Source organism: Dyadobacter sp. AC419 (genome assembly GCF_979253085.1).
Window position 1 is genome coordinate 265,050 of sequence record NZ_CEEDCD010000024.1, and the last position, 26,801, is coordinate 291,850.

At 44.8% G+C, this 26,801-nt stretch carries 17 protein-coding genes and 1 pseudogene; 7 read left to right on the plus strand and 11 right to left on the minus strand.

Annotated elements, in window-relative coordinates:
- Window position 1 precedes the first annotated feature (1 nt).
- The 3 genes and pseudogenes from AC0IYG_RS23500 to bshC all read left to right on the plus strand — a co-directional run bounded on the left by AC0IYG_RS23500 (window position 2) and on the right by bshC (window position 6,655).
- Window positions 2-2,896 carry a putative Ig domain-containing protein gene (locus tag AC0IYG_RS23500; RefSeq protein ID WP_471713498.1) on the plus strand — a complete coding sequence of 965 codons (2,895 nt, stop codon included), beginning with the start codon at window positions 2-4 and terminating at the stop codon, window positions 2,894-2,896.
- A gap of 141 nt (window positions 2,897-3,037) precedes the next feature.
- Window positions 3,038-4,853, plus strand: a pseudogene (locus AC0IYG_RS23505) (acyl-CoA dehydrogenase family protein).
- Between the two features lie 248 nt (window positions 4,854-5,101).
- On the plus strand, window positions 5,102-6,655 hold the full coding sequence (gene bshC / locus AC0IYG_RS23510) for a bacillithiol biosynthesis cysteine-adding enzyme BshC (protein WP_471713499.1): 1,554 nt from the start codon (window positions 5,102-5,104) through the stop codon (window positions 6,653-6,655).
- A 14-nt stretch (window positions 6,656-6,669) separates the two neighbouring features.
- Here the strand turns inward: bshC and AC0IYG_RS23515 are convergent, their stop codons facing one another.
- The 3 genes from AC0IYG_RS23515 to AC0IYG_RS23525 all read right to left on the minus strand — a co-directional run bounded on the left by AC0IYG_RS23515 (window position 6,670) and on the right by AC0IYG_RS23525 (window position 8,953).
- Window positions 6,670-7,728 (minus strand): hypothetical protein, encoded by a 1,059-nt coding sequence (locus AC0IYG_RS23515; protein WP_471713500.1) that lies wholly within the window; start codon window positions 7,726-7,728, stop codon window positions 6,670-6,672.
- Window positions 7,688-8,296, minus strand: a complete 609-nt coding sequence (locus tag AC0IYG_RS23520) for a hypothetical protein (RefSeq protein WP_471713501.1) — start codon at window positions 8,294-8,296, stop codon at window positions 7,688-7,690. The genes AC0IYG_RS23515 and AC0IYG_RS23520 overlap by 41 nt, the downstream gene beginning before the upstream one ends.
- 93 nt (window positions 8,297-8,389) lie before the next feature.
- Window positions 8,390-8,953 carry an RNA polymerase sigma factor gene (locus AC0IYG_RS23525; protein WP_471713502.1) on the minus strand — a complete coding sequence of 188 codons (564 nt, stop codon included), beginning with the start codon at window positions 8,951-8,953 and terminating at the stop codon, window positions 8,390-8,392.
- Window positions 8,954-9,155: 202 nt separating this feature from the next.
- Here AC0IYG_RS23525 and AC0IYG_RS23530 point away from each other — a divergent pair, with 202 nt between their 5' ends.
- Both AC0IYG_RS23530 and AC0IYG_RS23535 read left to right on the plus strand, forming a co-directional pair.
- Complete coding sequence (locus AC0IYG_RS23530) at window positions 9,156-10,379, plus strand: 4-hydroxy-3-methylbut-2-enyl diphosphate reductase (RefSeq protein ID WP_471713503.1); 1,224 nt, start codon at window positions 9,156-9,158, stop codon at window positions 10,377-10,379.
- Window positions 10,380-10,530: 151 nt separating this feature from the next.
- On the plus strand, window positions 10,531-15,990 hold the full coding sequence (locus AC0IYG_RS23535; RefSeq protein WP_471713504.1) for an alpha-2-macroglobulin family protein: 5,460 nt from the start codon (window positions 10,531-10,533) through the stop codon (window positions 15,988-15,990).
- A 1-nt stretch (window position 15,991) separates the two neighbouring features.
- Here AC0IYG_RS23535 and AC0IYG_RS23540 read toward each other — a convergent pair whose 3' ends face one another.
- Window positions 15,992-16,732, minus strand: a complete 741-nt coding sequence (locus tag AC0IYG_RS23540; protein WP_471713505.1) for an MIP/aquaporin family protein — start codon at window positions 16,730-16,732, stop codon at window positions 15,992-15,994.
- Window positions 16,733-16,884: 152 nt separating this feature from the next.
- Here AC0IYG_RS23540 and purB point away from each other — a divergent pair, with 152 nt between their 5' ends.
- On the plus strand, window positions 16,885-18,240 hold the full coding sequence (gene purB, locus AC0IYG_RS23545; RefSeq protein ID WP_471713506.1) for an adenylosuccinate lyase: 1,356 nt from the start codon (window positions 16,885-16,887) through the stop codon (window positions 18,238-18,240).
- A 401-nt stretch (window positions 18,241-18,641) separates the two neighbouring features.
- On the opposite strand, the gene AC0IYG_RS23550 is transcribed toward purB, so the two are convergent.
- From AC0IYG_RS23550 to AC0IYG_RS23580, 7 genes are all read right to left on the minus strand, one after another.
- Complete coding sequence (locus AC0IYG_RS23550; RefSeq protein WP_471713507.1) at window positions 18,642-19,163, minus strand: hypothetical protein; 522 nt, start codon at window positions 19,161-19,163, stop codon at window positions 18,642-18,644.
- Window positions 19,106-21,190, minus strand: a complete 2,085-nt coding sequence (locus AC0IYG_RS23555) for an adenosylcobalamin-dependent ribonucleoside-diphosphate reductase (RefSeq protein ID WP_471713508.1) — start codon at window positions 21,188-21,190, stop codon at window positions 19,106-19,108. The genes AC0IYG_RS23550 and AC0IYG_RS23555 overlap by 58 nt, the downstream gene beginning before the upstream one ends.
- Window positions 21,191-21,494: 304 nt before the next feature.
- The gene (locus tag AC0IYG_RS23560) at window positions 21,495-21,815 is read right to left on the minus strand and encodes a ChuX/HutX family heme-like substrate-binding protein (RefSeq protein ID WP_471713567.1); all 321 of its coding nucleotides are present in this window, start codon (window positions 21,813-21,815) and stop codon (window positions 21,495-21,497) included.
- The gene (locus AC0IYG_RS23565) at window positions 21,739-22,542 is read right to left on the minus strand and encodes a ChuX/HutX family heme-like substrate-binding protein (protein WP_471713509.1); all 804 of its coding nucleotides are present in this window, start codon (window positions 22,540-22,542) and stop codon (window positions 21,739-21,741) included. Before AC0IYG_RS23565 ends, AC0IYG_RS23560 begins: the two co-directional genes overlap by 77 nt.
- Window positions 22,543-22,569: 27 nt before the next feature.
- Window positions 22,570-23,334 (minus strand): heme ABC transporter ATP-binding protein, encoded by a 765-nt coding sequence (locus AC0IYG_RS23570; RefSeq protein ID WP_471713510.1) that lies wholly within the window; start codon window positions 23,332-23,334, stop codon window positions 22,570-22,572.
- Between the two features lie 26 nt (window positions 23,335-23,360).
- Entirely contained in the window at window positions 23,361-24,470 is a 1,110-nt protein-coding gene (locus AC0IYG_RS23575; RefSeq protein WP_471713511.1) for a FecCD family ABC transporter permease, read from the minus strand.
- 6 nt (window positions 24,471-24,476) lie between these two features.
- Window positions 24,477-25,316, minus strand: a complete 840-nt coding sequence (locus AC0IYG_RS23580; RefSeq protein WP_471713512.1) for a heme/hemin ABC transporter substrate-binding protein — start codon at window positions 25,314-25,316, stop codon at window positions 24,477-24,479.
- A gap of 177 nt (window positions 25,317-25,493) precedes the next feature.
- Between AC0IYG_RS23580 and AC0IYG_RS23585 the strand changes: the two genes are divergently transcribed.
- Window positions 25,494-26,762: a cation:dicarboxylate symporter family transporter gene (locus AC0IYG_RS23585; protein ID WP_471713513.1), complete on the plus strand. Its 1,269-nt coding sequence runs from the start codon at window positions 25,494-25,496 to the stop codon at window positions 26,760-26,762.
- Window positions 26,763-26,801: the final 39 nt, after the last annotated feature.

Consider the following 26,801-nt stretch of genomic DNA (forward strand, 5'->3'; position numbering starts at 1 on the left):
CATGCATTACTCTACATCCTGGTCCAAACTGTTCGCACAAATACTTTTTGTGATAATGGTCTGGGCAACTCCTTTTCAATCGTCCCAGGCACAACCCAGTGCTGCAACAACAGAGGCCGACGGACAGCGTTACCTGGCATTGATGCTGCTGAACGTTTTGGATAAGGATGAAAAGGGACCTGAACTTGATCTGATCAGGTCAGCGCATGCTTATGGAATGAATGCCGTTTATCTCACCATTCCGTGGGATAAGATTTATTACACTTCTCCGAATGATAAACCGCTTTGGGACAAGTTTGACCAGCAGATTAAAACGGCCACGGACCTGGGCATGAAAGTCGCCCTTCGCATCCATGTAGGAAGGCATAGCACAAGGATCAAAGGGTTTTGGGAGCCTTCCGATGCGCAGATGACCTCAACTGGAAAACCCGTTTTGAGCGGATATCAGGACACTTCTTTTGGATTTGATAATCAACCCATTCTGACAAAAGCGCAGGCATTTGTGAAGGAAACGGTGACCCGTTACAAGCATCTTCAGACCAACAATCAGTTATTGTTTGTGTCGGTCACCAGCACTGGAACACAGGAAGGAGAATATCCGGGTGGCATCATTGAAAATGGCAAGGATAACCCTGCTGTGTATGATTATTCAAAATCGATGATCACCGGTTTCCGCGCTTTTCTGAAAACGAATTATAAGAAAATCCAGCGGTTAAATTATTTGTGGGGAACAACGACTTACACTTCTTTTGATGACGCATATCCACCCGCAACGCCGTGGGAACCAGGAGAATCATTTCGCCAGCGTGCTGGGAAAGACTGGTACATTTACCGCCATCTTGTGCTGAAACGTTATACGGAGCAAATGATCGCAACCGTTAAGTCGGTTGATCCGAATGTGAAATTTGTGTCGGATTATGGTTCTGTTTTTGACAAACCTTCTAATGTACGCGGAACACTCGGTTTCAGGGATTTGAACGAAAAAGCCGATGGAATCAAGATCAATGACGACCTCGCCTCGCATGACCACCGCTGGTCGGTTGACATCATTAAAAGTGCGGCGCCAGCGAACTTCATTACGGCTAACGAATTGTTTATCAACACTTCATTTGATAACAATGCGCATTTAAAGCAGATTAATGAAAATTTTGAACACGGCGCTAATGTCGTTGCGGTGGTTGCTTCTGTACAAAATACGATGAACCGCGCCGAGCCATTCCTTCGGCAGGCAGCGCAAACCTGGCTTACGCAAGCCATGAAACCGATTGTTTACAGAGATTCTGTGAGTTACCGGCTTTCGGCGGCAGTTGAAAAAGGCGGACCGATCAATGTCATTTTTGATGAATGGAGAAAACGTGCATATGCTGATCCTAATAACCCAAAACCGGTCTGGATCGGGATGAACGAAGACATTCTTTCGCCTGAATATTGGAAAGATGCGTCCAATTATCCGCCATATGTGTTCCGACCGGTTCCAATGCAGATCATTGCGGTGAATAAAGACTTTGCTTACCGGTTGCCGACAGACACATTTTCAGATGTAGACGGGACTATTGTGAAAGTGGAAGTTGGCGGATTGCCGGGCTGGCTTCGTTTTGAAGACGGTCAGTTAAAGGGCAGGCCAACTGCGCTCGGCGATTACCGGATCCAGGTTAAAGGAACCGATGATGAAGGCGGAACGACAGAAGCTTTCCTGACCATTCGTGTGGATACGCGCGAAAATGCCAACAAGCCACCAACGGTTGATGCAAACTTTTCTAACCAGACCATTGCCCTTAATACGCCTTTCTCATTGCCCATTTCACAAGGAGCATTTGAAGATATTGACGGAGAAGTTACCAAGATCGAGGTCAGCGAATTGCCCGGCTGGCTTAAATTCACAAACGGTAATTTGACAGGAACACCCACGCAATTAGGTGAGTATCGCATTAGTTTAAAGGCATTTGATGATTTGAATGCATTTGTTGAAACTTACTTCACGATCAAGGTTGTTGAGCCGCAATTCCTTAATGCACCGCCTTTTGCAAGCAGCTCGCTGCCCATCAAATATGCACAGCTGAATATGCCTTTTAACTATATTCTTCCCACTGAAATTTTTGGTGATCCGGACGGCTATATTTCTTCCATTTCGTTACAAAATCGTCCTTCTTGGTTGAATTTCCAGCTTAATGTATTTTCAGGGACGCCGACCGAAGAGGGTGAATACAGGCTCATTATCCGGGCGTATGACAATGCAGGCGCATACGTGGAAATTCCTTTCATCTTGAAGGTTGAAATCCCGGAAGTGCGTTTTGAACTGGTTAGCGGTGGCAGCAAGGTCGATCAGCGTGTCATCCGGAAATTATCCGGCGACGATGTGCTGGCGCATAGCGAGTTACCTCCGTTGCTGAACATTTATGCTTACGGTAACTTTGAATATGACCGGGTTGATTTTGACTTAAACGGCCCTTATCATAAAAAATCGCAAACGAAACAGTTCCCGTTTGCCCTATATGAGAATGACAAAGGATTTGAACCTTACATTGGCCGTTACACGCTGACGGTTACTGCAACGAAAGACGATTCGGTCATTGTCACAAATTCCATTCAATTCAGCATTTCTTACGGCGATTCGATCAACATTACGAAGGACCTCGAAGACTGGCGCTTTTTCCCAAATCCGGTGGAGAATGTTCTCAACATTAAACTCCCAGCCGACCAGATCGCCAATGAAATCTCCTACGAGCTGATAACCGTTTCCGGCAAGAAAATGTCGCTTCCCAATGATTTCGTAACGGTTTCTGATGATCTCGCAAACATTGATTTATCTAAACTGGGCATTTCATCGGGCATTTATTTCATCCGCCTGGAAAGCAACGGAGCATTGCTGAAACAATTTAAAATCTTCAAACGGTAAGTTTTTCAGGCCTCAATCAGACTTGTATTTTCCCAAACTGTATGCTTGCATAATACTGTGAATGATATATATTTGTAACAGACAAAGTAGTATGCAAGCATACCTTTATTAAGCCTTAATCATCAATAAAAATGTACGAATATGGCCGTTGCAGAAGATAAAAAGACGTCTATTAAAGGAGGAGAGTTTTTGATTAAAGAAACTTCACCAGCCCAGATTTTTATTCCTGAGGAGTTTACGGAAGAACAACGTATGATTGCAGACACTTGCCGGGATTTCCTGAGCAAGGAAATATGGCCGATTCTGGATGAGATTGACCATGCAAAAAGCCCGGAGTTGATCTCAGGATTAATGGATAAGGCCGGTGAACTGGGCTTGCTGGGAACGGCTGTTCCGGAAGAATATGGCGGTTTTGGAATGAATTTTAACACATCCATGCTCGTTGCTGAGGCCACGGGTGCGGGTAATTCATTTTCAGTTGCCTTATCGGCCCACACCGGGATCGGGACATTGCCGATTCTTTATTATGGAAATGACCAACAAAAAGCAAAATATCTGCCAAAGCTGGCAACTGGCGAATGGAAAGCAGCTTACTGCCTTACAGAACCGGATTCAGGATCGGATGCGAACTCGGGCAAAACGAAAGCGCTATTAACCGCTGATGGCAAACATTACTCGATTACAGGCCAGAAAATGTGGATCACCAATGGTGGTTTTGCTGACGTTTTCATTGTTTTTGCCAAAATAGAGGAAAATGGACAGGCTGATAAAAACCTCAGCGCATTCATCATCGACAAAGCTTTTGGCGGCATTACAATGAATGCGCCCGAGCACAAAATGGGCATCAAGGGATCTGATACGAGGCAAATATTTTTCAATGACTGCCTTGTCCCGGTCGAAAACATGCTTTCCGAAAGAGGAAATGGCTTTAAGATCGCGGTCAACATTCTCAACATTGGCCGAATCAAACTGGCTGCGGCGGCATTGGGCGGAGCGAAAAAAAGTGACGCAACAGGCCATTCAGTATGCAAATGAGCGCAAGCAGTTTGGCACTTCCATTTCCGGTTTTGGCGCAATCAAATACAAGCTTGCCGAGATGGCAGTGGGCATGTTTGCGACGGAATCGGCTGCATATCGCGTTGGACAAAACATTGACGACCTGATTTCGACATTCCAGGAAAAAGGAATGTCAGACGCAGAATCCAAGCTCAAAGCATTGGAAGAGCTGGCGATCGAATGTGCGATCATGAAAGTGCACGGCTCAGAAGTGCTTGATTATGTGGTGGATGAAGGCGTCCAGATTTATGGTGGAATGGGCTTTTCAGCCGATGCGCCAATGGATCGTGCTTACCGGGATAGCCGGATCAACCGCATTTTTGAGGGAACGAATGAAATTAACCGACTGCTCGTTGTGGATATGCTTTTGAAGCGCACCATGAAAGGTCAGCTTGACTTAATGGGGCCTGCAACGGCGGTTGGAAAGGAAATTATGTCCATACCGGATTTCAGCATGAGCGAAGACGAAACGCTTTTCGCAGCTGAAAAGAAAGTGCTGAAGAACCTTAAAAAAGCAGCATTAATGGTGGCTGGAGCAGCGGTCCAAAAATTTATGATGAAACTCTCCGAAGAACAGGAAATCATCATGAACCTTGCCGATATGGTTATTGAAATTTACGCTGCTGAATCTGTTTTGCTGCGGGTCGAAAAACGCATTGACCTGCTCGGTGCCAAAGCGAATGCATTGCATCAGGACCTGGCAATGATTTACCTGCATAGGGCTGTGGAAAAGGTTAATAATGCGGGAAAATCAGCTATAACAAGCTTTGCTGAAAGTGATGAGCTGCGTGTGATGCTCATGGGCTTGAAGAGATTTACAAAGATAGAGCCGGTAAATTTGAAGGATGCGCGCCGCCGCATAGCCGATGAGCTGATTGCCAAAAACGATTATATTTTTTAAAAGCGTTAAGAAATCTCAGGCAAAATAGCCTGCACAACTGAAAACCAAATTGAATTACCGAAAAGCCGTATCTGAATCAGGTCCGGCTTTTTTGTTGTGATGAATGGTTTTTTATTCTACCCCAAAATGCGCAAATTTGGGAAACCAAAGTCCAGCGGTTTCACGTTAGGTTATCGGTCACATTTATATAAAATATCGTTAAATTAATTACGTTGGATTCTCTAACTGCTACTGAAAAACCACCTTTCATGACCTTGCATTCCCTGGACCTTCGTACAACAGGTCAGTTTCCTGCGTTGCTGCTTGATTATCTTGATCAGAAACCTGCGCTTGAAACTTTTTACAGTATTTATCCGACCCTGGAAAATGCAAAGGAGGCAATCATTAGCAAATCAAATTTCGGTGCTGAAAAGCGCAAAACGCTCGTCGAAGTTTTAGAGAAACAATATCACGGACTGCCTTATCTCCCTGATTTTTCGACCCTTTTAAAGGAAAATACTTTTACCGTTACAACCGGTCATCAACTAAACATTTTCACTGGCCCGCTTTACATTATTTACAAAATTGTGACGACGGTAAAGCTCGCACGCGCATTAAAGGAGGCATATCCTGAATATAATTTCGTGCCGATTTACTGGATGGCAACCGAGGATCATGACTTTGAAGAAATTGCTACTTTTCATTTGTTTGGCCAAACGCATAAGTGGACCGGTGAGCACAAAGGAGCGGTCGGAAGGTTGAATCCGAAGGAACTTGAAAGCATTTTAAAGCAATTACCGGACAAGCCAATGCTGTTTGCAAAAGCATATCTGGAAAATACAACCCTTGCCAATGCAGTTCGATGTTATATGCACGAATTGTTCGGTCAGCAGGGCCTGATTACGCTGGACGCTGACAATGCTGATTTAAAAAGGCACTTTTTGCCCGTCATTAAAGAAGAACTTACCAACGCCATTTCGGAGAAGCTTGTTACCGAAACCACTGGCAAACTCAACTCCCTCGGCTATCATACGCCGCTTCACGCAAGAGAAATCAACCTCTTTTATCTCGATAACAACATTCGCGAAAGGATTACCAAAGAAGGCGACACTTATCGCGTCCTGAATACAGACATATCCTTTACTGAGTCTGAAATCCTTGAACTCGCGTCAGAAAAGCCTGATTTTTTCAGTCCTAATGTCGTACTCAGACCGTTGTATGAAGAGATTATTTTGCCAAATCTTGCGTATATAGGCGGGCCGTCAGAAGTGCCTTACTGGATGCAGCTTAAAGGCGTTTTTGATCATTTCAATGTGCCATTTCCCATGCTTATGCCAAGAAATTTTGCATTGTACATCAATAATCAGCAATGTAAGAAGGCGCAAAAATTGAAGATCAATTACAAAGATCTTTTTCTGGATGAAGTGGCTTTGCGGAAGACATTTATTGAGCGAAATTCAGAACATGTGCTTAGCCTGGAAGATCAGAAAGAAGCGTTTAACGGCATTTTTGAGGCGATTCTGGATAAGGCAACTGCCGTGGATCAAACCATGCATGGCGCGGTGAAAGCAGAGCAAACGCGATTGCTTAACTCGTTAAAACATCTTGAAAAGCGCATTATCAAAGCAGAAGAGCGAAATCATGAGTCCGAAATCAATCAATTGATCAGCCTTAAAAACAAGCTGTTCCCGAACGGAATCGCCCAGGAACGCTATGATAACCTGCTGAATTTTTATATTAATGATCCGGAGTTTATCGAGAAACTGTTCGACGTTTTTGACCCGCTGGATTTCAAATACAATGTGATTGTTGAAGATAAATAACGGCTGATAATGGCTTAATCTTTCAATTTCACATCTCCAAAACGAGATACGACCGTTATTCTCGTTCCGGAACCCGTTCCTACTTTTCCCTGATATTGCTTTTGTTTATAAGCCTTATCATCCTTTGACGGCTGCATGGAAAAGTTGACATTCGACGACGGATAACTGAAATTTCCATACGTCACCGTCACATTGAACTGGTTGGCATCAGCCGGCAGAATAATCGACGAATAGGAAGCCTGAATGTCAATGTTTTCTGCGGAATTGGTCAGCTGATCGATTTTGAAATTGCCAGAGTAATTAAGCTTGATTTTCCCTGATCCCCGCATTGTGCCGATTTTCGCGCCGGAATAATCGATGTCCGCTTCTAAATTGGTAACGTCACCGATATTCAGCTCGCCAAATTTATTAGTCAAAAATATCTTTTTCGCAAGATCCAGTCTCAGATTTGAATATTGGCATTCCAGCGTTCCACCGTCCATTTTGCCGATTTTTGCGCTTCCATAACGCACATCGATTTTGTTCTCAACATTGTCCAAAAGGTTCGCAACAAAGTTTCCGTAACGCGAATCAATCGTCAGCGGCGCGTGAAAAGAAGGAATGTCTGTGTCACCAAATTTATTCCGCACGATCAGCGCATTTTCCTTGGGCATATAAACCGTGTAATCGATCTGAATGAAGTTTTTTTCGCCTTTTTTGTTGTTCCAGCCATTGTTTCCAAACCGGCTTCTGTCAATGTGCGTGGTCAGGTTGATTAAATTCCTCGCGCGGCGTTCATCAATCGTAACTGCACCCAGATATTCCGACGCCCGTCCATCGCTCGCCGCATTGGCCGTAACAATGATTTCGACCTTAATCTCGTCCCGGTTCCAGAGATTGATTTTGACCTGCCCAAACTGGTTATCAACCACCAGCTGATCATCATTTTTTACATCAAAAACCTTTACGATATTCCTTCTTTTTTCAACCAATCCGTTTTGTTCAGGGTCAGGACCTGCCGCCATAACCACCTGTGGAAGCACCGCAATGATGCTAAATAACAGGTGCGTTATCAATTTCTTTATCTTCTCCATTTTTAACTTTGTTAATGCGTTGCAAAATTTCTAATTGTTGATTGAGCAAGTCAACCTGCCATTGTAGGTTCTGGACCATCGCTTCCAGCAATGCTTCCTGATTGGGAGCATTTGATAAGTTGGAACGCAGGTTTTTGTAACTCACCTCAAGACTTTCCAGATCCGCAGAAAAATCTTTGTACAACTCCGGATTATTCCGTGCGAGCTTGATGATTTCCTCTCTTTTCTGGTCTATTGCAACATTGTAAGCATTGAATTCCTTAGCGTAGGTAGGAACTTTGAGGGCCACTTTCGGATCGCGGGTTATGCCGTATTCATTATTGAGGTAAACCAAAAATCCGATTCCAAGGGCCAGAAACACACCGGCGGCTATACGCCAGTCAAAATAAGGGCTGTTCAGTCTCCTAATTTTTTTTTTGGATTGCTCCGGCACAATCGGAATCTCGTTATGTAATTTGCTATCGATCTGGCTCCATAAAGAATCTTGCGGTAAGAAAGTATCAAATCCATCCCTGTTATCTCGCACAAACCGCTCCAATCGATCTTTTTTATCAGAAGAATTTTTCATAGATTCATTAACTTGTCATGTGTAAATAATGTTCTCAAATCCTTATTTGTTTAGATGGAACTCAATCAATTAAGTTTAAAGTCATTGGTTCTATTACTTTGAAAGCATTTCCGTAAGCTTCCTTTTTGCACGCATATATTGCGTCCTCGAAGTGGTTTCACTGATTCCGAGCACTTCCCCTATTTCCTCGTGATCATATCCTTCAAAAAGATAAAGGCTCAGCACAACACGGTAACCATCCGGTAATTTTTGCACCGTGTTGCGGACACGCTCCACTTCCAGACTTGTTTCATGCTCGTCCCTTCCGAAATAACTTTCATCGCGGTCGCCATCTTCCATGGTTTCCTGCCATTCCTCAATCTCAACCCATTTTACCTTTCTGCTCCGCATGTGGTTGATCGCTTTATTGACAACGATCTGTTTCAGCCACGCACCAAATGTCGACTGCTGCCGAAACTGGTGCAGGTTCGTGAAAGCATCCACAAATGCTTCCTGCAAAGCGTCCTCTGCTTCCCCCAAATGGTTTAATATCCGCATGCAGATGTTGAACATGGCCTTGGAGTAACATTTGTAAAGCTCGTATTGCGCTTTGCGCTCACCGAGTTTACAACGCTCCACCAGTTCGACGTGCCGGTCAGGGTAAAATTGTGTTTTCAAGCAGCAGGCTAATATATATTTGAACGTTCTGTGTAAAAGACAGTAGATGAGACTACATGTTGCATCCAGCAGAATTTTTTTTTCAAAACAATGTTGGCGAACAATGTTTTACTGGCCTTTGTTGTTAAAAAAGGCTGGTGTTTCCTTGAATATTGGTTATAATATATTCTATTTTGTTATCTGCAATCTACCTATTTAGTCGATGAAAACGTTCAATATCCCAGATTTTTACCGGAGCCGGATTATCACGCCGATCAAGGAATTCCGTCGTAAAAATGACAAGCTGAAACGTGATTATTCGCCTACAATGCTTGATTTCGGGCCGGTCCAATTTCTGATCGCCCGCCACTTCGGCTTTTGTTATGGCGTAGAAAATGCCATTGACATTGCCTACAAAGCCATTGCAGAAAACCCCGATAAACGTATTTTCCTGCTGAGCGAAATGATCCACAATCCGGACGTGAACCGCGACCTGCTCGACAGAGGCGTTCGGTTTATTATGGATACGAAAGGAAATCCGCTGATTCCGTGGGAGTCGCTGAGCTCGGAAGACATTGTCATTGTTCCTGCATTTGGAACGACCATTGAAAACCAGCAAAAACTCACAGAACTAGGCATTAACGCTTATGTTTACGACACAACCTGTCCATTTGTAGAAAAAGTATGGAACCGGGCAGCGCAGATCGGTGAGAAAAATTACACGATCATTGTCCACGGAAAACCCAATCACGAAGAAACGAGGGCAACATTCTCACATAGTAAGGAAAATGCCCCGACTGTCGTCGTAGAAAATATGGCGCAGGCCGAGCGCCTCGCCGAATATATGGTTGGCGCTTTACCTGCTACTCAGTTTTTCACCGATTTTGAAGGTCAGTATTCCGTTGGGTTTAACCCCGAAAATGATTTGCAGCGCATTGGTGTAGTTAATCAAACAACAATGCTTGCATCGGATACACAAGGCATTGCAGATTTCCTGAAAAATACAATGATCAGGCATTATGCATTGCGGCCGGAACAGGTAGAAGATCGTTTTGCCAATACGCGTGACACATTATGCTACGCCACGAATGATAATCAGGATGCAACTTATGCATTGCTAACCCACCAGGCCGATCTTGTTATTGTCGCTGGCGGATATAACAGCTCAAATACGTCTCATTTAGTTGAGCTTTGCGAGCAAAAATTCCCGACTTACTTCATTGAATCGGTGAATAAAATTTTGGATAAACAGCTGATCCGGCATTTTAACATGCACACGAAGGAAGAAGTGGTTACAGAAAATTATTTACCGCAGCACGAGCCCGTCCGCATTATGCTAACCTGCGGCGCATCTTGCCCGGATGCCGTAGTTGAAGGGATTTTGACCCGTCTGCTGACATTTTTCGAAGGAACCAAAGAGATTGGCGAAGTGATGAAGCAGTTTTGATCGCAGACCGAAAAAGCATTTAACTTACCGTTCGCTCAATTAAATCGAGTTACGGATTTTACTAAAATTATATTCGAAGGATGGCTAAAAACGGCCATCCTTTTTTCGTTTCTTACGTGTGTTCTCACCTACGTTTACTCTCTTCGTGATTATGAAAAAGACTTCTGCCGCAGCGATCTTTTTGTCCCTTTTTATCTCAATTTTACTAGACAGTTGCTCCTCTCTCAACGAAATCCGGATTTCCGGAACCAACTTCACGGATGAAATCAGCCAGTCGCAAAACCTGGTTTTTACATTCAACAAAGACATTGTTTCCGAAAGCCAGCTGAATGACTGGGACTCGACACAATATATTCAGTTTGAGCCGGCGGTGCGTGGAAAATTCAAATGGGCCGCGCCAAACGAACTCGTATTTTCTCCCGTTTCAGGGTTCGGCGCCGCGACAAAATATACGGCGAAACTTACGGACCTGCTCATTGAAAAAGGCGATAAGGACACAAAACTGGCAGTTTCCAAAGAACCGCTGGATTTCCACACGCCTTATCTGCAATTGATTGAAACAGAAAGCTGGTGGACAATTTCTCAGGAAACAGAAAAGCAGGAAGCGCGGTTAAGATTAATATTTAATTACCCGGTAAACAGTCAGAATGTCGCTGAAAAGCTGAAAGTTACACTGGCAGATAAGTCCTTGAATTACAAAGTTCTGCCTGCTTCCAATGATCACACCATAACGCTTGCCCTAAGCAATGTTGGCAAAGCAGATAACAATCCGATTCCTGTCAAAATAGCCATCGAAAAGGGGGTTAAGGTTCAAAATACAGCTTACACAAGCCAGGAGATCATCGCCAGCAACGCCAGTATTCCTTCACCGCTTCACCTGGAAGTTGTTGACATTAAGACCGGTTATGAAAATAATGCTGGTTATGCGCGCATTGTGACGAGCCAAGAATTAGATAAAGAAAGCATTGCGGCCGGATTTACTTTTAATCCGCAGATCGCCGTGCAAACAGAGCCGACTGAAAACGGTTTCATTGTTCGAGGTGAATTTAACGAGACGGAAACATATAATTTGCTCATTAACAAGACACTGAAAGGCGTCTTAGGCGCTTTTCCAGAAGATGAAACTTCAAAGGATCTGTTTTTTGGAAAAATGCCGGCATCGGTGGCTTTTGCTAATAAGAAAGCACTTTATATGACGCCGAAAGGCTCAAAAAACCTGGGCGTGCAGATTGTCAACATTCCAAAAGTTCAGGTTCGCATTTCGAAACTTTATGCCAATAATATACTCAGCTATATCAGGAACAACCGCTGGAACGAATACGGCTATTCGGGCAACGATTGGGTGGAAACCGGTGCGTTTAATTACAGCGAAGACCGTGAAAATGAGCTCAGTGACATTATTGTAGATAAAACAGTTGAGACCGAAAACCTGCCTAAAAACAAGGGAATATCCGCATTGAATGTCGCTTTACCTGAGGATAACAAGCGCAAAGGCGTCTATCTAGTTTCTGTCAATTCAAAAGACGAAGCCTATCTCGGCGCTACAAAGCTGGTTTCCATTTCAGACATTGGACTGATCGTGAAACAGGGAAAAGATGAAATCTGGATTTATGCCAATTCGATCAAAACCAATGAGCCGCTGAGCAATGTGGAGATTACGCTGGTAAGTCATAGCAATCAAAACGTGCATACAAGTAATACGGATGGCGACGGCGTTGCGCATGTGGAAAAATTGAGTGAAAAATCGCCTGGTTTTAAGATTGCCATGCTCACCGCCAGCATGGATGAAGATTTCAATTATCTCATTCTAAACGACACACAAGTTGAAACGTCGCGTTTTGAGGTGGAAGGTTTGCGCGATAATCCTTCGGGCTTGCAAGCATTTATTTACGGTCAGCGCGACATTTATCGTCCGGGCGAAACCATGTATTTTAACACTGTTATCAGAACAAAAAAGTGGGAAAGTGCGCGTGAAATCCCGCTTAAACTGCGCATGCTGACGCCTAACGGACGCGAATACAGGACATGGCGCAAAAGCACAAATAATCAGGGCGCGGTTCAGATTGAAGTTCCCGTAGACGCTGCCGGGCTCACCGGAACTTACGTTTTGGAAGTTTATAATGGCAACGACATTCTGCTTGCTTCACACGCAGTCAGCGTCGAAGAATTCATGCCTGACCGCATTAAGGTTGATCTCAGCGGTGCAGCCAAGGAATATGTTTCAGGAAATAATGTGTCGCTTACAGCAACCGCATTCAATTTATTTGGGCCGCCAGCCAGCAACAGAAATTACGAAATGGCGTCTCAGCTTAAAAGGAAAAGCTTTTCTGCCGCCGGCTTTCCTGAATTTGTCTTTGACATTCCAGCCGAAACCACATTTGAAAGACAAAGCCGTCAGGGCGTTACCAATGCACAAGGACAGGCTACTGAAAGCTTTCCAATCGCCGCGAGTTTAAAAGACATTGGTGTAGTGGAAGGTAAAATATATGTAACCGTTTTTGATGAAAACGGCCGTCCAGTTAACCGGCTGCAACGTTTTGACATTTTCACGCAGCCTGTTTTTTACGGCATCCGCCTTCCCGACGCATATGTAGGAACCAATGTTCCTGTTCCGGTTGAAATTATCGGGGTGAACAGCAAAGGTGTTTTACAAAAAAGTGCCGCCAAGATTGAGGTTGTAAGGCTTGAATATCAGACTGTTGTAGAGAAAAAATATGAAGTGCTGCAATACACGTCCCGCAAAAAAGAAAAAACTGTTTACGCCACAACACTGAACCTCGCAAGCGGAAAAGGCACATTTCAATATGTCCCGACGATCTCAGGCGAATATGAAGTGCGCGTAAGCAGGCCGGGCGCTAAACATTATACACTGGCCCATTTTTATGCTTATGGCTATGGTTACACGCAATATTCTTCATTTGAAGTTAGTAACGAAGGCCGGGTGTTGATGGAGACGGACAAAAGCAGTTATAAAGTTGGAGAATCGGCGAATGTGCTGTTTAAAACGCCATTCGACGGCAGGCTTCTGGTTACGGTGGAGCGTAATAATATTCTGGAGCAGCACATTTTGAAAACGGAAAAGAAAGCCGCTGAATTAAAATTGAATTTGAAGGAAGCGCATTTGCCAAATGTGTTTGTAACAGCAACATTGATCCGGCCGTTTGATACGTCCGACATGCCGCTCACAGTGGCGCACGGCTTTTTTCCAATTATGGTGGAAGATCCGGACAGGAAATTATCCGTCGCTATTACTGCTATCGAAAAGTCACGATCCAAAACGAAACAGCAGATCAAGATCAAAACTGCTCCTAATGCACAGATTACATTAGCGGTTGTGGATGAGGGCATATTGCAAATAAAGAATTCAAAAACGCCTGACATCCACGCGCATTTTTACCAGAAACACGCTTTGGAAGTGACCACGCATGATTTATATGCGCTGTTATTTCCTGATTTGAAGATCAGCGGCTCTTCCAGTTTTGGCGGGGACGGTTATGATCTTGAAAGAAGGATTAATCCATTGAGCAATGGCCGTACAGAACTTGTGTCATTTTGGAGCGGCGTGATTACTGCAAATGGCAGCGGCGAGGCAACATATGACATTAATATCCCGCAATTCAGCGGCGACTTGCGCATTATGGCCGTTGCTTATAAAGACAATGCATTCGGCTCTTCGACTAAAAATATGAAAGTGGCCGATCCGGTTGTGATCAGTGCGGGCTTACCGAGGTTTTTGAGCCCAGGCGATGAGCTGGTTTTACCGGTTAATGTTAGCAATACGGAGAAAAAACCCGCGAATGCGAGCATTACGGTGCAATTAAACGGACCGTTAGCTGCTGGCGAAAGTCCGTTAACACAAAATCTTACCATTCCAGCTGGCAAGGAAACGCGGGCGGTTTTCTCTTTGAAAGCATTACAAGCGATCGGTTTGGCTAATGTTACTGTCAAAGTCACCGCATTCGGAGAAACTTTTGTAAACCAGACTCCTATCACCGTGCGCCCTGCGTCGCCTTTGTTGAAAACGAGCAGTTCCGGCCAGATTGCGGGGAATAAGCAAGGCATTATCAATCTCGCGTCTTCATTTATTCCGGCAACCAGCAGAAGTCAGCTTGTTTTAAGCCGTTCACCGTTGGTGCAAGGCGGAGGAAAAGCGCTTTCGACATTGTTGGGATATCCTTATGGCTGCCTGGAACAAACCGTCTCGAAAGCATTTCCACAAATTTATTTCGCCGATCTGGCCAAAGCCATGGCCGCTCCCGTCTACACGGTCAAAAATGGCGAAAGCGACTTCAATCCGATGACCAATGTGCAACAAGCCATCCGAAAGATCGAGTCGCAGCAGCTTTTCAATGGTGGATTTGGCATGTGGCCCGGCGCAACGCAGGAAGATTGGTGGACAACAGCTTATGCCGTTCATTTTCTGGAAGAAGCAAGAAGGGCCGGTTTTGAAATCAATGCGAAGACATTAAGCCGCGCGTTGGATTATCTCAGCACCAAAACGGGCACCGCTGCTAATAAGGAAGTCATTGTGGCCACGACCGGCAACGGGCTTGCGTATGGAAGTGAACCGTCTTCAGGCTCTCAATTGCGAAAATCAGTCGTGCGCAGAGAAGCCATTTATTCATTATATGTGCTTGCTCTGAATGGTCGGCCGAACCGCGCTTCGATGAACTATTATAAGCAGAATCCTAATCTGCTAACCGTTGACTCCAAATATCTGCTGGCAGGAGCCTTCCAATTGGCTGGCGATACGCGCAGCTTCAACGCGATTTTGCCCAAAAAATATGTTCCTGAAAATGGAACGCAAGCCTTTGATAACAGTTATTCCTCGCCACTGAGAAATATGTCGCTGGTGCTGAACACGCTCATTGAATCGGATCCGGACAATTTGCAAATCCCTGTTCTGGCTCGGCAGCTGTCCAAGACAGTCCAATCCGCGTCTTATCTTAATACACAGGAAGCGTCGTTTGCGGTGCTTGCATTAGGTAAACTGGCAAAAAAAACTGCTGGATCAACTGTTAATGCAACTGTTTCAGTGAATGGAAAAAACCTGGCTTCGTTCAGTGGGAAAGAATTGAAAGTGTCGAAAGGCATTAATAATCAAAAGGTTGCAATTCAGACACAAGGTTCTGGAGATTTATACTGGTTTGCGCAATCCGAAGGAATGTCGGCAACCGGCACTTATGTCGAGGAAGATCAGGGACTTAGCATTCGGCGTCAATTCCTGACCCGTGACGGTGCGCCAGTTCAAACGTTCAGCCAAAATGATCTGGTTGTGGTGAAACTGACATTGACAAGCACAAATGGATTACCTGTAGACAATGTGGTTGTTACCGATTTACTTCCTTCAGGCTTTGAAATTGAAAATCCCAGAATCACTGAGCCGCGTGATATGCCGTGGATTAAGAATGCTTCCAGCCCCGAATATCTGGACATTAGGGACGACCGCATTCATTTTTTCACAGCAGCCACCAATGTCGCAAAGACATTCTATTATCAGGTTCGCATTGTCTCGAAAGGCACATTTACCGTGGGACCAGCAGCAGCCGACGCCATGTATCAAGGTGAATATCGCAGCTATTCGGGCGGCGGAAAAGTGACAGTTGAATAACTCAGAAGTAAAAAAAGCGCAGAATCAATCCTCCGGCAATGGCCCCTAGAATGGGGCCAGCCACGGGAATCCAGCCGTATCCCCAGTCGGAGCTTCCTTTATTAGGAATGGGCAAAATGGCATGCGCAATCCTCGGCCCCAGATCACGAACCGGATTAATCGCATAACCGGTTGTGCCGCCTAGCGATAGCCCAATGCTCCACACCAGCAAGCCCACAAGATAAGGCGTTACCCCAGCCGGAATGCCACCTCTGTCAGGATCCGAAGTGCCTGCATAACCGATGGCAACAACGCCGACGATCAAAATAATGGTTGCAATAAATTCGCTCACGAAGTTCGGGCCCGCGGAGCGGATAGCTGGGCCGGTCGCAAAGCAAGCAAGCTTAGAACCCTGATCCTCAGTCGCTTTCCAATGCGGAAAATATTGAAGCCAGACCAAAACTGCGCCTAAAAATGCTCCTATAAGCTGTGCAGGAATATAACTGGCGAGTAAGCTGTAGTCCTGGCGAAGAAATGCAAAACCAACTGTCACCGCAGGATTCAAATGCGCAGCCGCACTTCCAAATGCATTCGCCGTGAAAATCCCGATCATTACAGCAAAACCCCACCCCGCTGTAATCACAATCCAGCCGGAACTTTCGCCTTTGGTATTTTTAAGGACAACATTGGCAACAACGCCATTTCCCAATAAAATTAAAACCATTGTTCCGACTAATTCTCCAAGAAAGGGCGAAGGCTGCATGAGTGTTATGTGAAGGTTGAATCAACGAATATGCGAATAGTTTTATAATTTCTGACGCCAATACCAAAAAGAATATTTCCTGCATTTTTTACCAATTTTCGACGCTTAATTCTACTAACTTTGCGTAAAAATCAAGTTTTGTATTGAAAATCATGTCATTAAATCAACTTACGGCGATCTCTCCTGTTGACGGCCGTTACTACAAACAAGTCTCCGAGCTTTCCGCCTATTTCTCTGAATATGCTTTAATTTATTACAGAGTATACGTTGAAATAGAATACTTTATCGCATTGTGCGAGATTCCTTTGCCGCAATTGGCAGAGTTTGACAAAAAGAATTATGCTTCCTTACGCAAGATTTATGAGGATTTCAGTGAGGAAGACGCGTTGCATATAAAGGATATTGAGAAGGTCACTAATCATGACGTTAAGGCTGTTGAGTATTTTATCAAAGAGCAATTTGAAAAGCTCGGCATCGAGTCTTGCCAGGAATTTATCCATTTTGGACTTACTTCCCAGGATATCAATAACACGGCGATTCCACTTTCGCTGAAAGATGCGTTGGAAAGGCAGATTAAGCCATTATTCCGCCAGGTTCTTTTTGTATTAAAAAGAATGTCAATCGAGTGGAAAAATGTGCCAATGCTGGCTTTCACCCACGGACAACCAGCTTCTCCGACACGCGTAGGAAAGGAATTTTTGGTGTTTGTGGAAAGACTGGAACGCCAGTTGGAAATGCTGGACAAAATCCCGCATTCTGCAAAATTCGGCGGAGCAACTGGAAACTTCAATGCGCACCACGCCGCCTATCCGAAACAAGACTGGATGGCATTTGCAAATCATTTTGTGGAAGGTTTGGGCCTTAAAAGAAGCCGTCATACTACGCAAATTGAGCATTATGACAATCTTGCAGCCACTTTCGACTGTTTAAAAAGGCTGAACACGATCCTTACTGACCTTAACCGGGATATGTGGACTTACATATCGATGGGTTATTTCAAGCAAAAGATCAAAGCCGGCGAAGTGGGTTCATCTGCAATGCCGCACAAGGTTAACCCAATTGATTTTGAAAATTCCGAGGGAAATTTGGGTCTTGCGACTGCATTATTTGAACATTTCGCTGCAAAGTTGCCTGTTTCCCGTTTACAGCGTGATTTGACAGATTCGACCGTGTTGAGAAACATCGGTGTGCCGCTTGCCCATTTGGCCATTGCATTGAATTCGTTGCTGAAAGGTTTGGGTAAAGTTGAGTTGAATGGTGAAATCCTGAAAGCTGAACTGGAAGAAAACTGGGCAGTGGTTTCAGAAGCAATCCAAACCATTTTGCGTCGCGAAAGCTATCCAAAGCCATACGAAGCACTAAAAGAACTAACCAGAACAAACGAAAAAATAACGCACGAGTCCATTTCCCGCTTTATCGAAACGCTTGATGTTTCGGAAAAAATAAGGGAAGAGTTAAGGGCGTTATCGCCGTTTAATTATTTGGGTGTTGTCGAGGACACGCATTAAAATTGCGGCGGGAAGCAATAGCGACGATCAGAACAAAGACATCGGCAAGCACAGGCAAATCCCAGAGGGATGACATATTGGTAGCAATTGTCAATGTCCCACAAATCAAAAATCCCGGAGGGATGTAACGGCGTACATGCTGTTACATCCCTCCGGGATTTTATTTTTAAATTGGATTGCGTTGGTGCTACCAATATTGCATCCCGCTGGGATTTGCTTTTTTCAATGCATTCCTTGTTGCTACCTATATTGCATCCCGCTGGGATTTGCTTTTTTCAATGCATTACGCTGTTTCTACCGATATTTTATCCCTCCGGGATTTGCTTCTACCCGCATTGCCTCTTGCTACCGATGTTGCATCCCTCTGGGATTTATGTCCCGCTGGGACTTTGTTATCGCAATTATCCGCACTTGGATGAGCCGCAATCCTTACATGTCAGGCAGCCTTCCTGGTATAGCAAATTTGTAGAGTTGCAATTCTGGCATTTCTGCTTTTTTGCTTCTGTTCCGTCTGGAATGTATTGTTTCAATGCGCGGGCAACGCCGTTTTTCCATGTGTTGATGGATTCGTCGAGTTGCAGACTGCTAATTAGGTCTACCACTTTTTCGATTGGCATTCCGTGGCGCAATGTGCTGGAAATCAGTTTTGCATAGTTCCAATATTCCGGATTGAACTTGTACGAAAGTCCTTCAATGGTGGTTTTGTAGCCACGCGTATTTTTATATTGGAAATCGTAACGTGAACTTCCGTCTGCTTCGCGGTTTTTGATGATCACGCCCTCATTAACCCATCTTGGCAACAGGATTCCGTCTTCGTCATCCGCTAATCCCGTGAAAATTTCATAAGGCTGGTTGTCAATCAATCCTACGAATGCAATCCACTTGTCTTTTTTGTTTTGGAAACGAACGACATCCGCTTCCAAAATCTGGGGACGGGTTGTTGGGAATGGCACCTGGCCGCTAACCGTTTCTTCTTTTTCTCCGTATTGGCGATCAAAACACCTGAACGAGACCCGTCTCTGTAAACCGTAACACCCTTACAACCAGCACGCCACGCCTCCATATAACATTCACCCACCAGCTCTTCGGTCACATCATTGGGCATGTTAATGGTTACGCTGATCGAGTGATCGACCCATTTTTGGATCGCGCCCTGCATTTTTACCTTTTTTAGATAATCTACATCATTGGAAGTCGCTTTGTAGTAAGGCGATTTTTTTACGAGATCATCCAGTTCTTTTTGACCGTAATTCTTGCTGATATCCAGTCCGTTAATTTCCATCCACTCTTTAAAACGGTGGTGAAAAACAACATATTCTTCCCAGGAATCGCCCACTTCGTCCACGAAATCAACGCGAACATCTTTATCGTTTGGATTAACTTTTCTTCTTCTTTTATAAACAGGCATGAAAACCGGCTCTATACCCGAAGTCGTTTGTGACATCAGGCTGGTAGTTCCGGTTGGCGCAATGGTGAGCATGGCAATGTTGCGGCGGCCGTATTCCAGCATTTCATAATAAAGCTGTGCATCCGCTTCTTTAAGCCTTAGTATGAACGGGTTATTCTTTTCTCTTTCCGAATCAAAAATGGCAAATGAACCTCTTTCCTTAGCCGTGTGAACTGACGCACGATATGCTTCCAAAGCAACCGTTTTGTGAATTTCAACCGCAAACTCAGTGCCTTCGTCACTTCCGTAACGCAGTCCTAATGCTGCCAGCATATCGCCTTCCGCAGTGATGCCGATTCCCGTTCTTCTCCCTTCTCGGGCTTTGGTTTGAATGTTCAGCCACAGATTGCGCTCCACTCTTTTCACTTCCTCATCTTCCGGATCGGCATCGATTTTCTGCAAAATGGCATCAACTTTCTCCAATTCGAGATCGATAATGTCGTCCATCATTCGCTGTGCTGCGGCAATGTGCTTTTTGAACAATGTCCAGTTGAATGATGCTTCACTGGTGAAAGGCTTATCAACGTATGAAAACAAATTGATCGCCAAAAGCCGGCATGAATCGTAAGGGCATAAGGGGATTTCTCCGCAAGGATTTGTTGAAACCGTTTCGTAACCTAGGTCTGCATAGCAATCCGGAACCGACTCGCGGATAATTGTGTCCCAAAACAAGATTCCCGGTTCAGCAGACTGCCACGCATTATGCACGATTTTCTTCCACAATGTTCTGGCATCAATGTCTTTTTCATGCGTCGGCGTCGTGCTTTTGATCGGATATTGCTGGCGATAAGTGCTTCCGGAGTCAACGGCTTTCATGAATTCGTCATCAATGCGGACGGAAACATTGGCGCCAGTCACTTTTCCCTGTTCCAGTTTGGCATCTATAAAATCCTCAGAATCCGGGTGACGAATGGCGACAGAAAGCATTAATGCGCCTCTGCGACCGTCCTGCGCAACTTCCCGCGTCGAATTGGAAAAGCGTTCCATGAAAGGAACAATGCCTGTGGAAGTCAGCGCGGAATTTTTGACCGGCGATCCTTTCGGACGGATATGCGACAGATCATGACCCACGCCTCCGCGTCTTTTCATCAATTGAACCTGCTCCTGATCAATTTTCATGATGCCACCGTAAGAATCCGAAGCACCATTATTTCCAATCACAAAACAGTTGGACAACGAAGCGATCTGATAAGGGTTTCCAATCCCCGTCATCGGGCTTCCCTGCGGAATAATGTATTTAAAATCTTTGATCAGATCGAAAACTTCATCTTCACTCAACGGGTTTGGATAAAGCTTTTCAATGCGCGCAATTTCTTTTGCGATTCTGCGGTGCATATCATTCGGAGTTGCCTCGAAAATCGCTCCGTAAGAATCTTTAAGTGCATACTTATTCACCCAAACGCGGGCTGCAAGATCGTCTCCTTTAAAGTATTGAAGAGAAGCCTGATAAGCCTCGTCGGTCGTGTAAGTTGGCTGAGTTTGTGACTGTTTTGTTGTCTCCATATATATATTATCAGCAGATCGTTGATAGTAAAATCCAGTTCTAAATGTAATTATTTTTACACTTTTATCTTAGTTAAAATTATAAATGTTTGCAGGAAATATTTACAACACATTGTCTTACAAATACTTATTTTTTTAAACTCAATACAATGTTTGCAAAATTTAATCACAGCGAAATTTATTTCAAAAAGCTATATCACAAAAAAAACCGGCTCTAAGTGGAACCGGAAATTTTTTAATTACTATGGCGAAATTTATTCTTAAAGACTCAGCAATTTAGCCTGAGTGACAATATTTTAATGTTTTAAAGTCGGATAGCAGCACTTTCAAGTAACGCTGGCCACTCGGGAAGTTCTGGAACACCTGGCTTGCGTTTTCCAAAAAACTGGTTGAACATTACACCTTCTTTATCGATCAATTCAATTCCCGTAACCACCCCATCTTCGGTTGGTTTTCTAACGATCCAAGCTTCGTCAATGGCGTCTTCACGCAAATGCAGGTTAAACTCAGGATCCATAATGTTGAGCCACGGTCCCATCACAAATATCTTATTGATCGGTCCGGTGTGAATTTGAATGCAGTTGGGATTTGAAACAAAAAACCATAATCGGAAGCTGCTGCTCAGAAGCGGCTTCGAAAATGGCCTTCATGCTTTCCGGCTTGATTCGATAAGCATAACCCTCCGGCGCATTGCGAAGGGCGTCCTTTCTTGATAATTTGTGTTTGCGCAGCAAGGTGAAAAAGTCGTGCGTGTCTTTCAAAGCAAGCCATTCAGCTTGAAACGCAGCCTGATCAACTTCCACTTTTTCTGCTGAATCAGCACTTTTTTGCGGCTTATCTGCAATTGCAAGTTCAACTTCCTGATCAGAAGCCAGATATTTTGCTACTAATGCATCGTAAGCCTCTTTATTGCTTTTTTCAGTTAAATAAATCTTATGCGCAGCCTCGCCGAAACTGTTGAAAAACTGCAAGCTGTGACGATCATTTTCGGAAACGGCAAAGCCAAATTTCCAGTCACCCAAAAAAAGGCGCAGGTCAATGTCAGGACCTAAAACCAATCCCACATGATTATTAAAGGACACATTTTCATAAACGCCCTTGCGCTCATGCACAACATGGTCGTTACGCGTAAGCGCCATCACATGCCCCAGCGAACGCACTTCTTTGATCAATTCCCTGAAATCTCCGGTCAGTAAGGACACATTTTCTCCAATTCCGGTGGCGAGCAGCTCGGCCTCTGTCGTGCTCAGCTCTTTGGCGGCATCACGAATGCGGCTTTTGGGATTAATGGCTTTGTATTCTGCCCAGCGCTCTTTAAGTGCTGCTCTGTCGGGTGAAAGGGTTGATTCCATAATGGTTCTTTTGTTAAAATACTGAGATTAATGTTGCGCCGCCATCAGCGGAACGTGTGGCACAATGATCGGATGACCGAGCGTTTCGGGCCGGATTATTTTCACAGGCAATCCAAAAACTGCCTTGATAATGGTTTCGTTTAATGTTTCAGCGGGCGTTCCGAGGGCATAACTCTGCCCGTTTTTAAGCATAAGCACTTTATCAGCATATTGTAATGCGTGATTCAGATCGTGCACAACAGCCACAACGGAGAATCCTTTGGCAGTCAGTTGCTTGGCTAATTGGAATGTTTCAAACTGATGCAGCAGATCCATTCCGGTTGTAGGCTCGTCGAGCAAAAGCAGGCCATTTTTGATTTCCCAAATTTGAGCCAACGCCCTTGCCAGCTGCACACGCTGCTGCTCTCCACCGGAAAGCGTCGGATACAAGCGGTTTTTGAACGTTTCAATGCCAACATTCCTCAGACAGGCATCAACAATCGCCAGATCGCGTTGTGTCGGTTGCGATTGGTAAAATGGATATCGGCCCATTAACACGATTTCCTGGACTGTAAATGCCAGGTTTATTGAGTTCTGTTGAGAAAGTACAGCCCGTAATTTGGCCAAATCTTTCAGTTTGTAATCCCGCAGGTTTTTGTTGCGAAATGTAATGTTACCGGAAGTCGGGGCAAGTTCGGATGCAAGGATTTTGATCAATGTCGACTTCCCGGCGCCGTTTGCACCCACGATTGCCCAAAATTCTCCGGCTTGCACGTCGAAGCTGACATCTTGCAAAAGCTTACGATTCCTCATCTCAAAACATGCGTTACGAACTTCGATCATAGCCTTTTTCTTTTTTGCTCCCAAAGAATATAAATGAAAAAGGGCGTCCCGAGCAATGCGGTGAGAATGCCGATCGGCAATTCTGCGGGTGCAACAATGGTTCTCGAAAGTGTGTCGGCCAATGTTAACACAATTGCGCCTGCTAATGCTGAACCGGTCAACAGCGTTTTGTGATCGGGCCCGAATGTGCTGCGGATAATGTGCGGAACCACTAGCCCGACAAAACCGATTGTCCCGGCAACCGCCACAGATGCGCCCACGCCTAATGTGGCCAGAATGATGACTTTGCGCTTTAAAACCTTCATATTAACGCCTAAGCTTCCGGCCTGGCTCTCACCTAAAACCAGCAAATTCAATGCTTTGGAAAGATAAGGCATCGCAAAAACAGAAATGCCGACAAACGGTGCAATGGCCAGCACAGACATCCAGTTTGCACCGCCGAGACTGCCCAAGTTCCAGAATGTGATAGAACGAAGCTGCGCGTCATCGGCCAGATAAGTCATTAATCCGGTGATGGCGCCAACAAATGCATTGATCGCAATGCCGCACAATAATATGGTGGTTACGCTGCCGTCGCCAGCAACTTTCGACAATTGATAAACAAGCAATGTGGTGAGCGCTGCACCCAGAAAGGAAACGAACGAAATGCCATAAACTCCGGCCCACTCATTCATAATGCCTAAATATTTAACATTAAGCATGATAACGAACACGGCAAAAAGCGACGCGCCGGAAGTAACACCGATCAATGTTGCATCTGCGATGGGATTTCGGAAAAGTCCTTGCAATGATGCGCCGCCAATGCCAAGGCCCGCTCCTATTGACACGGCCAGACAAACGCGAGGCAGGCGGATAATCCAGAAGACGATCGACTTTTGTTCCTCAACATTGGTTTGTGCAATGATGCCCGTTTTGAACAAAATAATGTCCCATAACTCGCTTAAAGAAATAGAAAGCGCGCCTGTGCATGCGGAAAAAATCATTGCTGCGAAAAGCAGTGAGCCCATGATCCACGTCATTTTGCCCTTGGCGGATGGCCGATGACCGGGCGCTTCTGCATGAGCGTCCAATATCAGATCCGGTTCTTTTATGATTTCTGCCAACATCGCTTGCTATTTAACCTTTTGGGAAAGCTCCAATGCCGCCTTGCCTAATCTCGGCCCGAAGCCGGTTAGCAATTGGCCATCCATTGCAATCACTTTTTTATTTTTTCCTGCATTTGTGTTAGCTACGCCAGGCACTTTGAGCAGTCCGTCGATGCCTTGCAGACTTTCCAATCCACTCGAAAACAGCACCAGCACATCGGGATTAGCCGTTATCAGCGATTCGGCTGTCAACGGTTTGAAATCTGTAAAGCCTTGAACCGCATTCCTATGACCGGCCAGGGCAAACATTTTATCAACAGAAGTGCCGGTTCCTGACACCATTAAAGTCCCTGTCCCGCGGGCGTAAATGAATAAGAGTTTTTTCGGAGATGTGTTAGCTGTTGTTTTTGCAAGATCAGCTTGTAAGGATTTGACCATCTTTTCGGCTTGTGGCTTTGCATTGAAATAAGCCCCCACTTCGCGAATAAGCTTTACTGCGCCTTCTTTCGAATATTCATGCTTGAATTCGACCAGTTTTTTACCGCTGCTATTTAATTGCTTCACAACAGCAGGCGAGAGCATGCTTTGGTCTGTATAAATAATCACATCCGGGTTGAGCGTCAAAATGCCTTCGGCTGCTATGCTGCGGTTATGGCCTATTTTAGGGATTTTTTCGAGTGTCGCAGGATAAGTGCTCGTAATGTCGACGCCTACCAATTGTTTTTCCAAACCCAACCCAACCAGGATTTCACTTAATGTCCCGTTTGCTGAAACAATGCGTAAATCAGCTCCCGCAAAAGCGTGAGAAGCTTTTAAGCAAATGATAAAAATGAATGTCAATAACTTGCAAATACGACTTATCGGCATTGTGTGGGCAGTATTAAAGTTGGCCAGTAGATGGAGGCAAATATAAATTATAATTTAGACCAAATATAAATAATTAGTAAAAATTTACTTTTTCCTTCGAACGGACAATTCCTCAGACTTTTATTATTGTAAATTGAAACCTGGCGCCAACTGCCCAGCATTTAGACCTTTAACATTTTGAAAAATCTCTTCACCAATCTCACATTCTGGGTTCTGACTGCCATAACTGCCGGTGCGCTCATGGGGCACTATTTCCCGCAGCAGGCCATTGAAATGGAGTTTTTGGGAAAGGGTTTTATCTCCATCGTCAAGATTTTTATCAATCCAATCATTTTCCTGACGATCACGCTCGGCATTATCGGGATGGGTGATTTGAAGAAGGTTGGGAAAGTCGGCGCGAAAGCATTGCTTTATTTTGAAGTTGTGACCACGTTTGCGCTCATTGTCGGCGTTGTCGTTGCTAACATCATCCAGCCCGGAAAAGGCGTCGTAACCAGCACTTTACAGAAAGGTGACGCATCCGTTTACACTAGTAAGGTTCAGGATTTTAGCTGGTTACAGTTTTTTCTGGACAATGTTACGCTGCAAGTGCTGCTGTTTTCACTGGTTTTAGGAACGGTTCTGAGCAAATATTCGGGAAAGGAAAAAGTGACCGAATGGCTGAATTTCGCATCTAAATATGTTTTTCGCGCCCTGCATCTGGTGATGATTTTTGCGCCTATCGGAGCATTTGGCGGAATGGCTTACACCATTGGGAAATACGGCATTGATACATTGTTGCCGCTTGCCAAGCTGATGGGAACGGTTTATGCCACGATGGCGATCTTCATTTTTGGTGTGCTGGGGCTCGTTTTACGGACTTACAAGATCAATTTATGGTCCTATCTGAAATACATTCGTGAAGAATTGCTGATTGTGCTGGGAACATCGTCTTCCGAAGCGGGTTTACCTTCGCTAATGGTCAAATTAGAGCGCATGGGCTGTTCCAAGCCGGTTGTCGGGCTGGTTGTTCCGGCTGGCTATTCTTTTAATCTCGACGGCACGACGATTTATTTATCCATGGCGACGATTTTTCTGGCCCAGGTTTTCAATGTGCATCTCACATTCGGACAAATCCTGTCGCTGATTGGCATTCTGATGGTCACTTCCAAAGGAGCCGCCGGCGTAACCGGAAGCGGATTTGTGGTGCTAGCATCCACATTAACAGCCATTAAAGTGATCCCAGTCGAAGGTTTGGCACTTTTGCTGGGCGTCGACCGGTTCATGTCCGAAGCGCGCGCGATCACGAATTTTATCGGAAACGGCGTTGCCACAATCTGGCTTGCAAACAATGAAAAAGAATTCGACCGCAGTAAAATGGAATACGCCTTCGCGAATGTTAACCAAACGGAAAACGTTGTAACGGATAATTTAACGGACACAACGCAACGCGCGGACTCTGTTTAATAATTTGCAATTCGGATTTAACTTTGAAAAATTAGTAAT

Coding starts and splice junctions, on each gene's coding strand:
- bshC (WP_471713499.1), top strand. CDS start 5,102: ATGACCTTGCATTCCCTGGACCTTCGTACAACAGGTCAGTTTCCTGCG.
- AC0IYG_RS23570 (WP_471713510.1), bottom strand. CDS start 23,334: ATGAGGAATCGTAAGCTTTTGCAAGATGTCAGCTTCGACGTGCAAGCC.
- AC0IYG_RS23520 (WP_471713501.1), bottom strand. CDS start 8,296: ATGAAAAATTCTTCTGATAAAAAAGATCGATTGGAGCGGTTTGTGCGA.
- purB (WP_471713506.1), top strand. CDS start 16,885: ATGTCATTAAATCAACTTACGGCGATCTCTCCTGTTGACGGCCGTTAC.
- AC0IYG_RS23555 (WP_471713508.1), bottom strand. CDS start 21,190: ATGGAGACAACAAAACAGTCACAAACTCAGCCAACTTACACGACCGAC.
- AC0IYG_RS23515 (WP_471713500.1), bottom strand. CDS start 7,728: ATGGAGAAGATAAAGAAATTGATAACGCACCTGTTATTTAGCATCATT.
- AC0IYG_RS23535 (WP_471713504.1), top strand. CDS start 10,531: ATGAAAAAGACTTCTGCCGCAGCGATCTTTTTGTCCCTTTTTATCTCA.
- AC0IYG_RS23530 (WP_471713503.1), top strand. CDS start 9,156: ATGAAAACGTTCAATATCCCAGATTTTTACCGGAGCCGGATTATCACG.
- AC0IYG_RS23500 (WP_471713498.1), top strand. CDS start 2: ATGCATTACTCTACATCCTGGTCCAAACTGTTCGCACAAATACTTTTT.
- AC0IYG_RS23540 (WP_471713505.1), bottom strand. CDS start 16,732: ATGCAGCCTTCGCCCTTTCTTGGAGAATTAGTCGGAACAATGGTTTTA.
- AC0IYG_RS23565 (WP_471713509.1), bottom strand. CDS start 22,542: ATGGAATCAACCCTTTCACCCGACAGAGCAGCACTTAAAGAGCGCTGG.
- AC0IYG_RS23575 (WP_471713511.1), bottom strand. CDS start 24,470: ATGTTGGCAGAAATCATAAAAGAACCGGATCTGATATTGGACGCTCAT.
- AC0IYG_RS23580 (WP_471713512.1), bottom strand. CDS start 25,316: ATGCCGATAAGTCGTATTTGCAAGTTATTGACATTCATTTTTATCATT.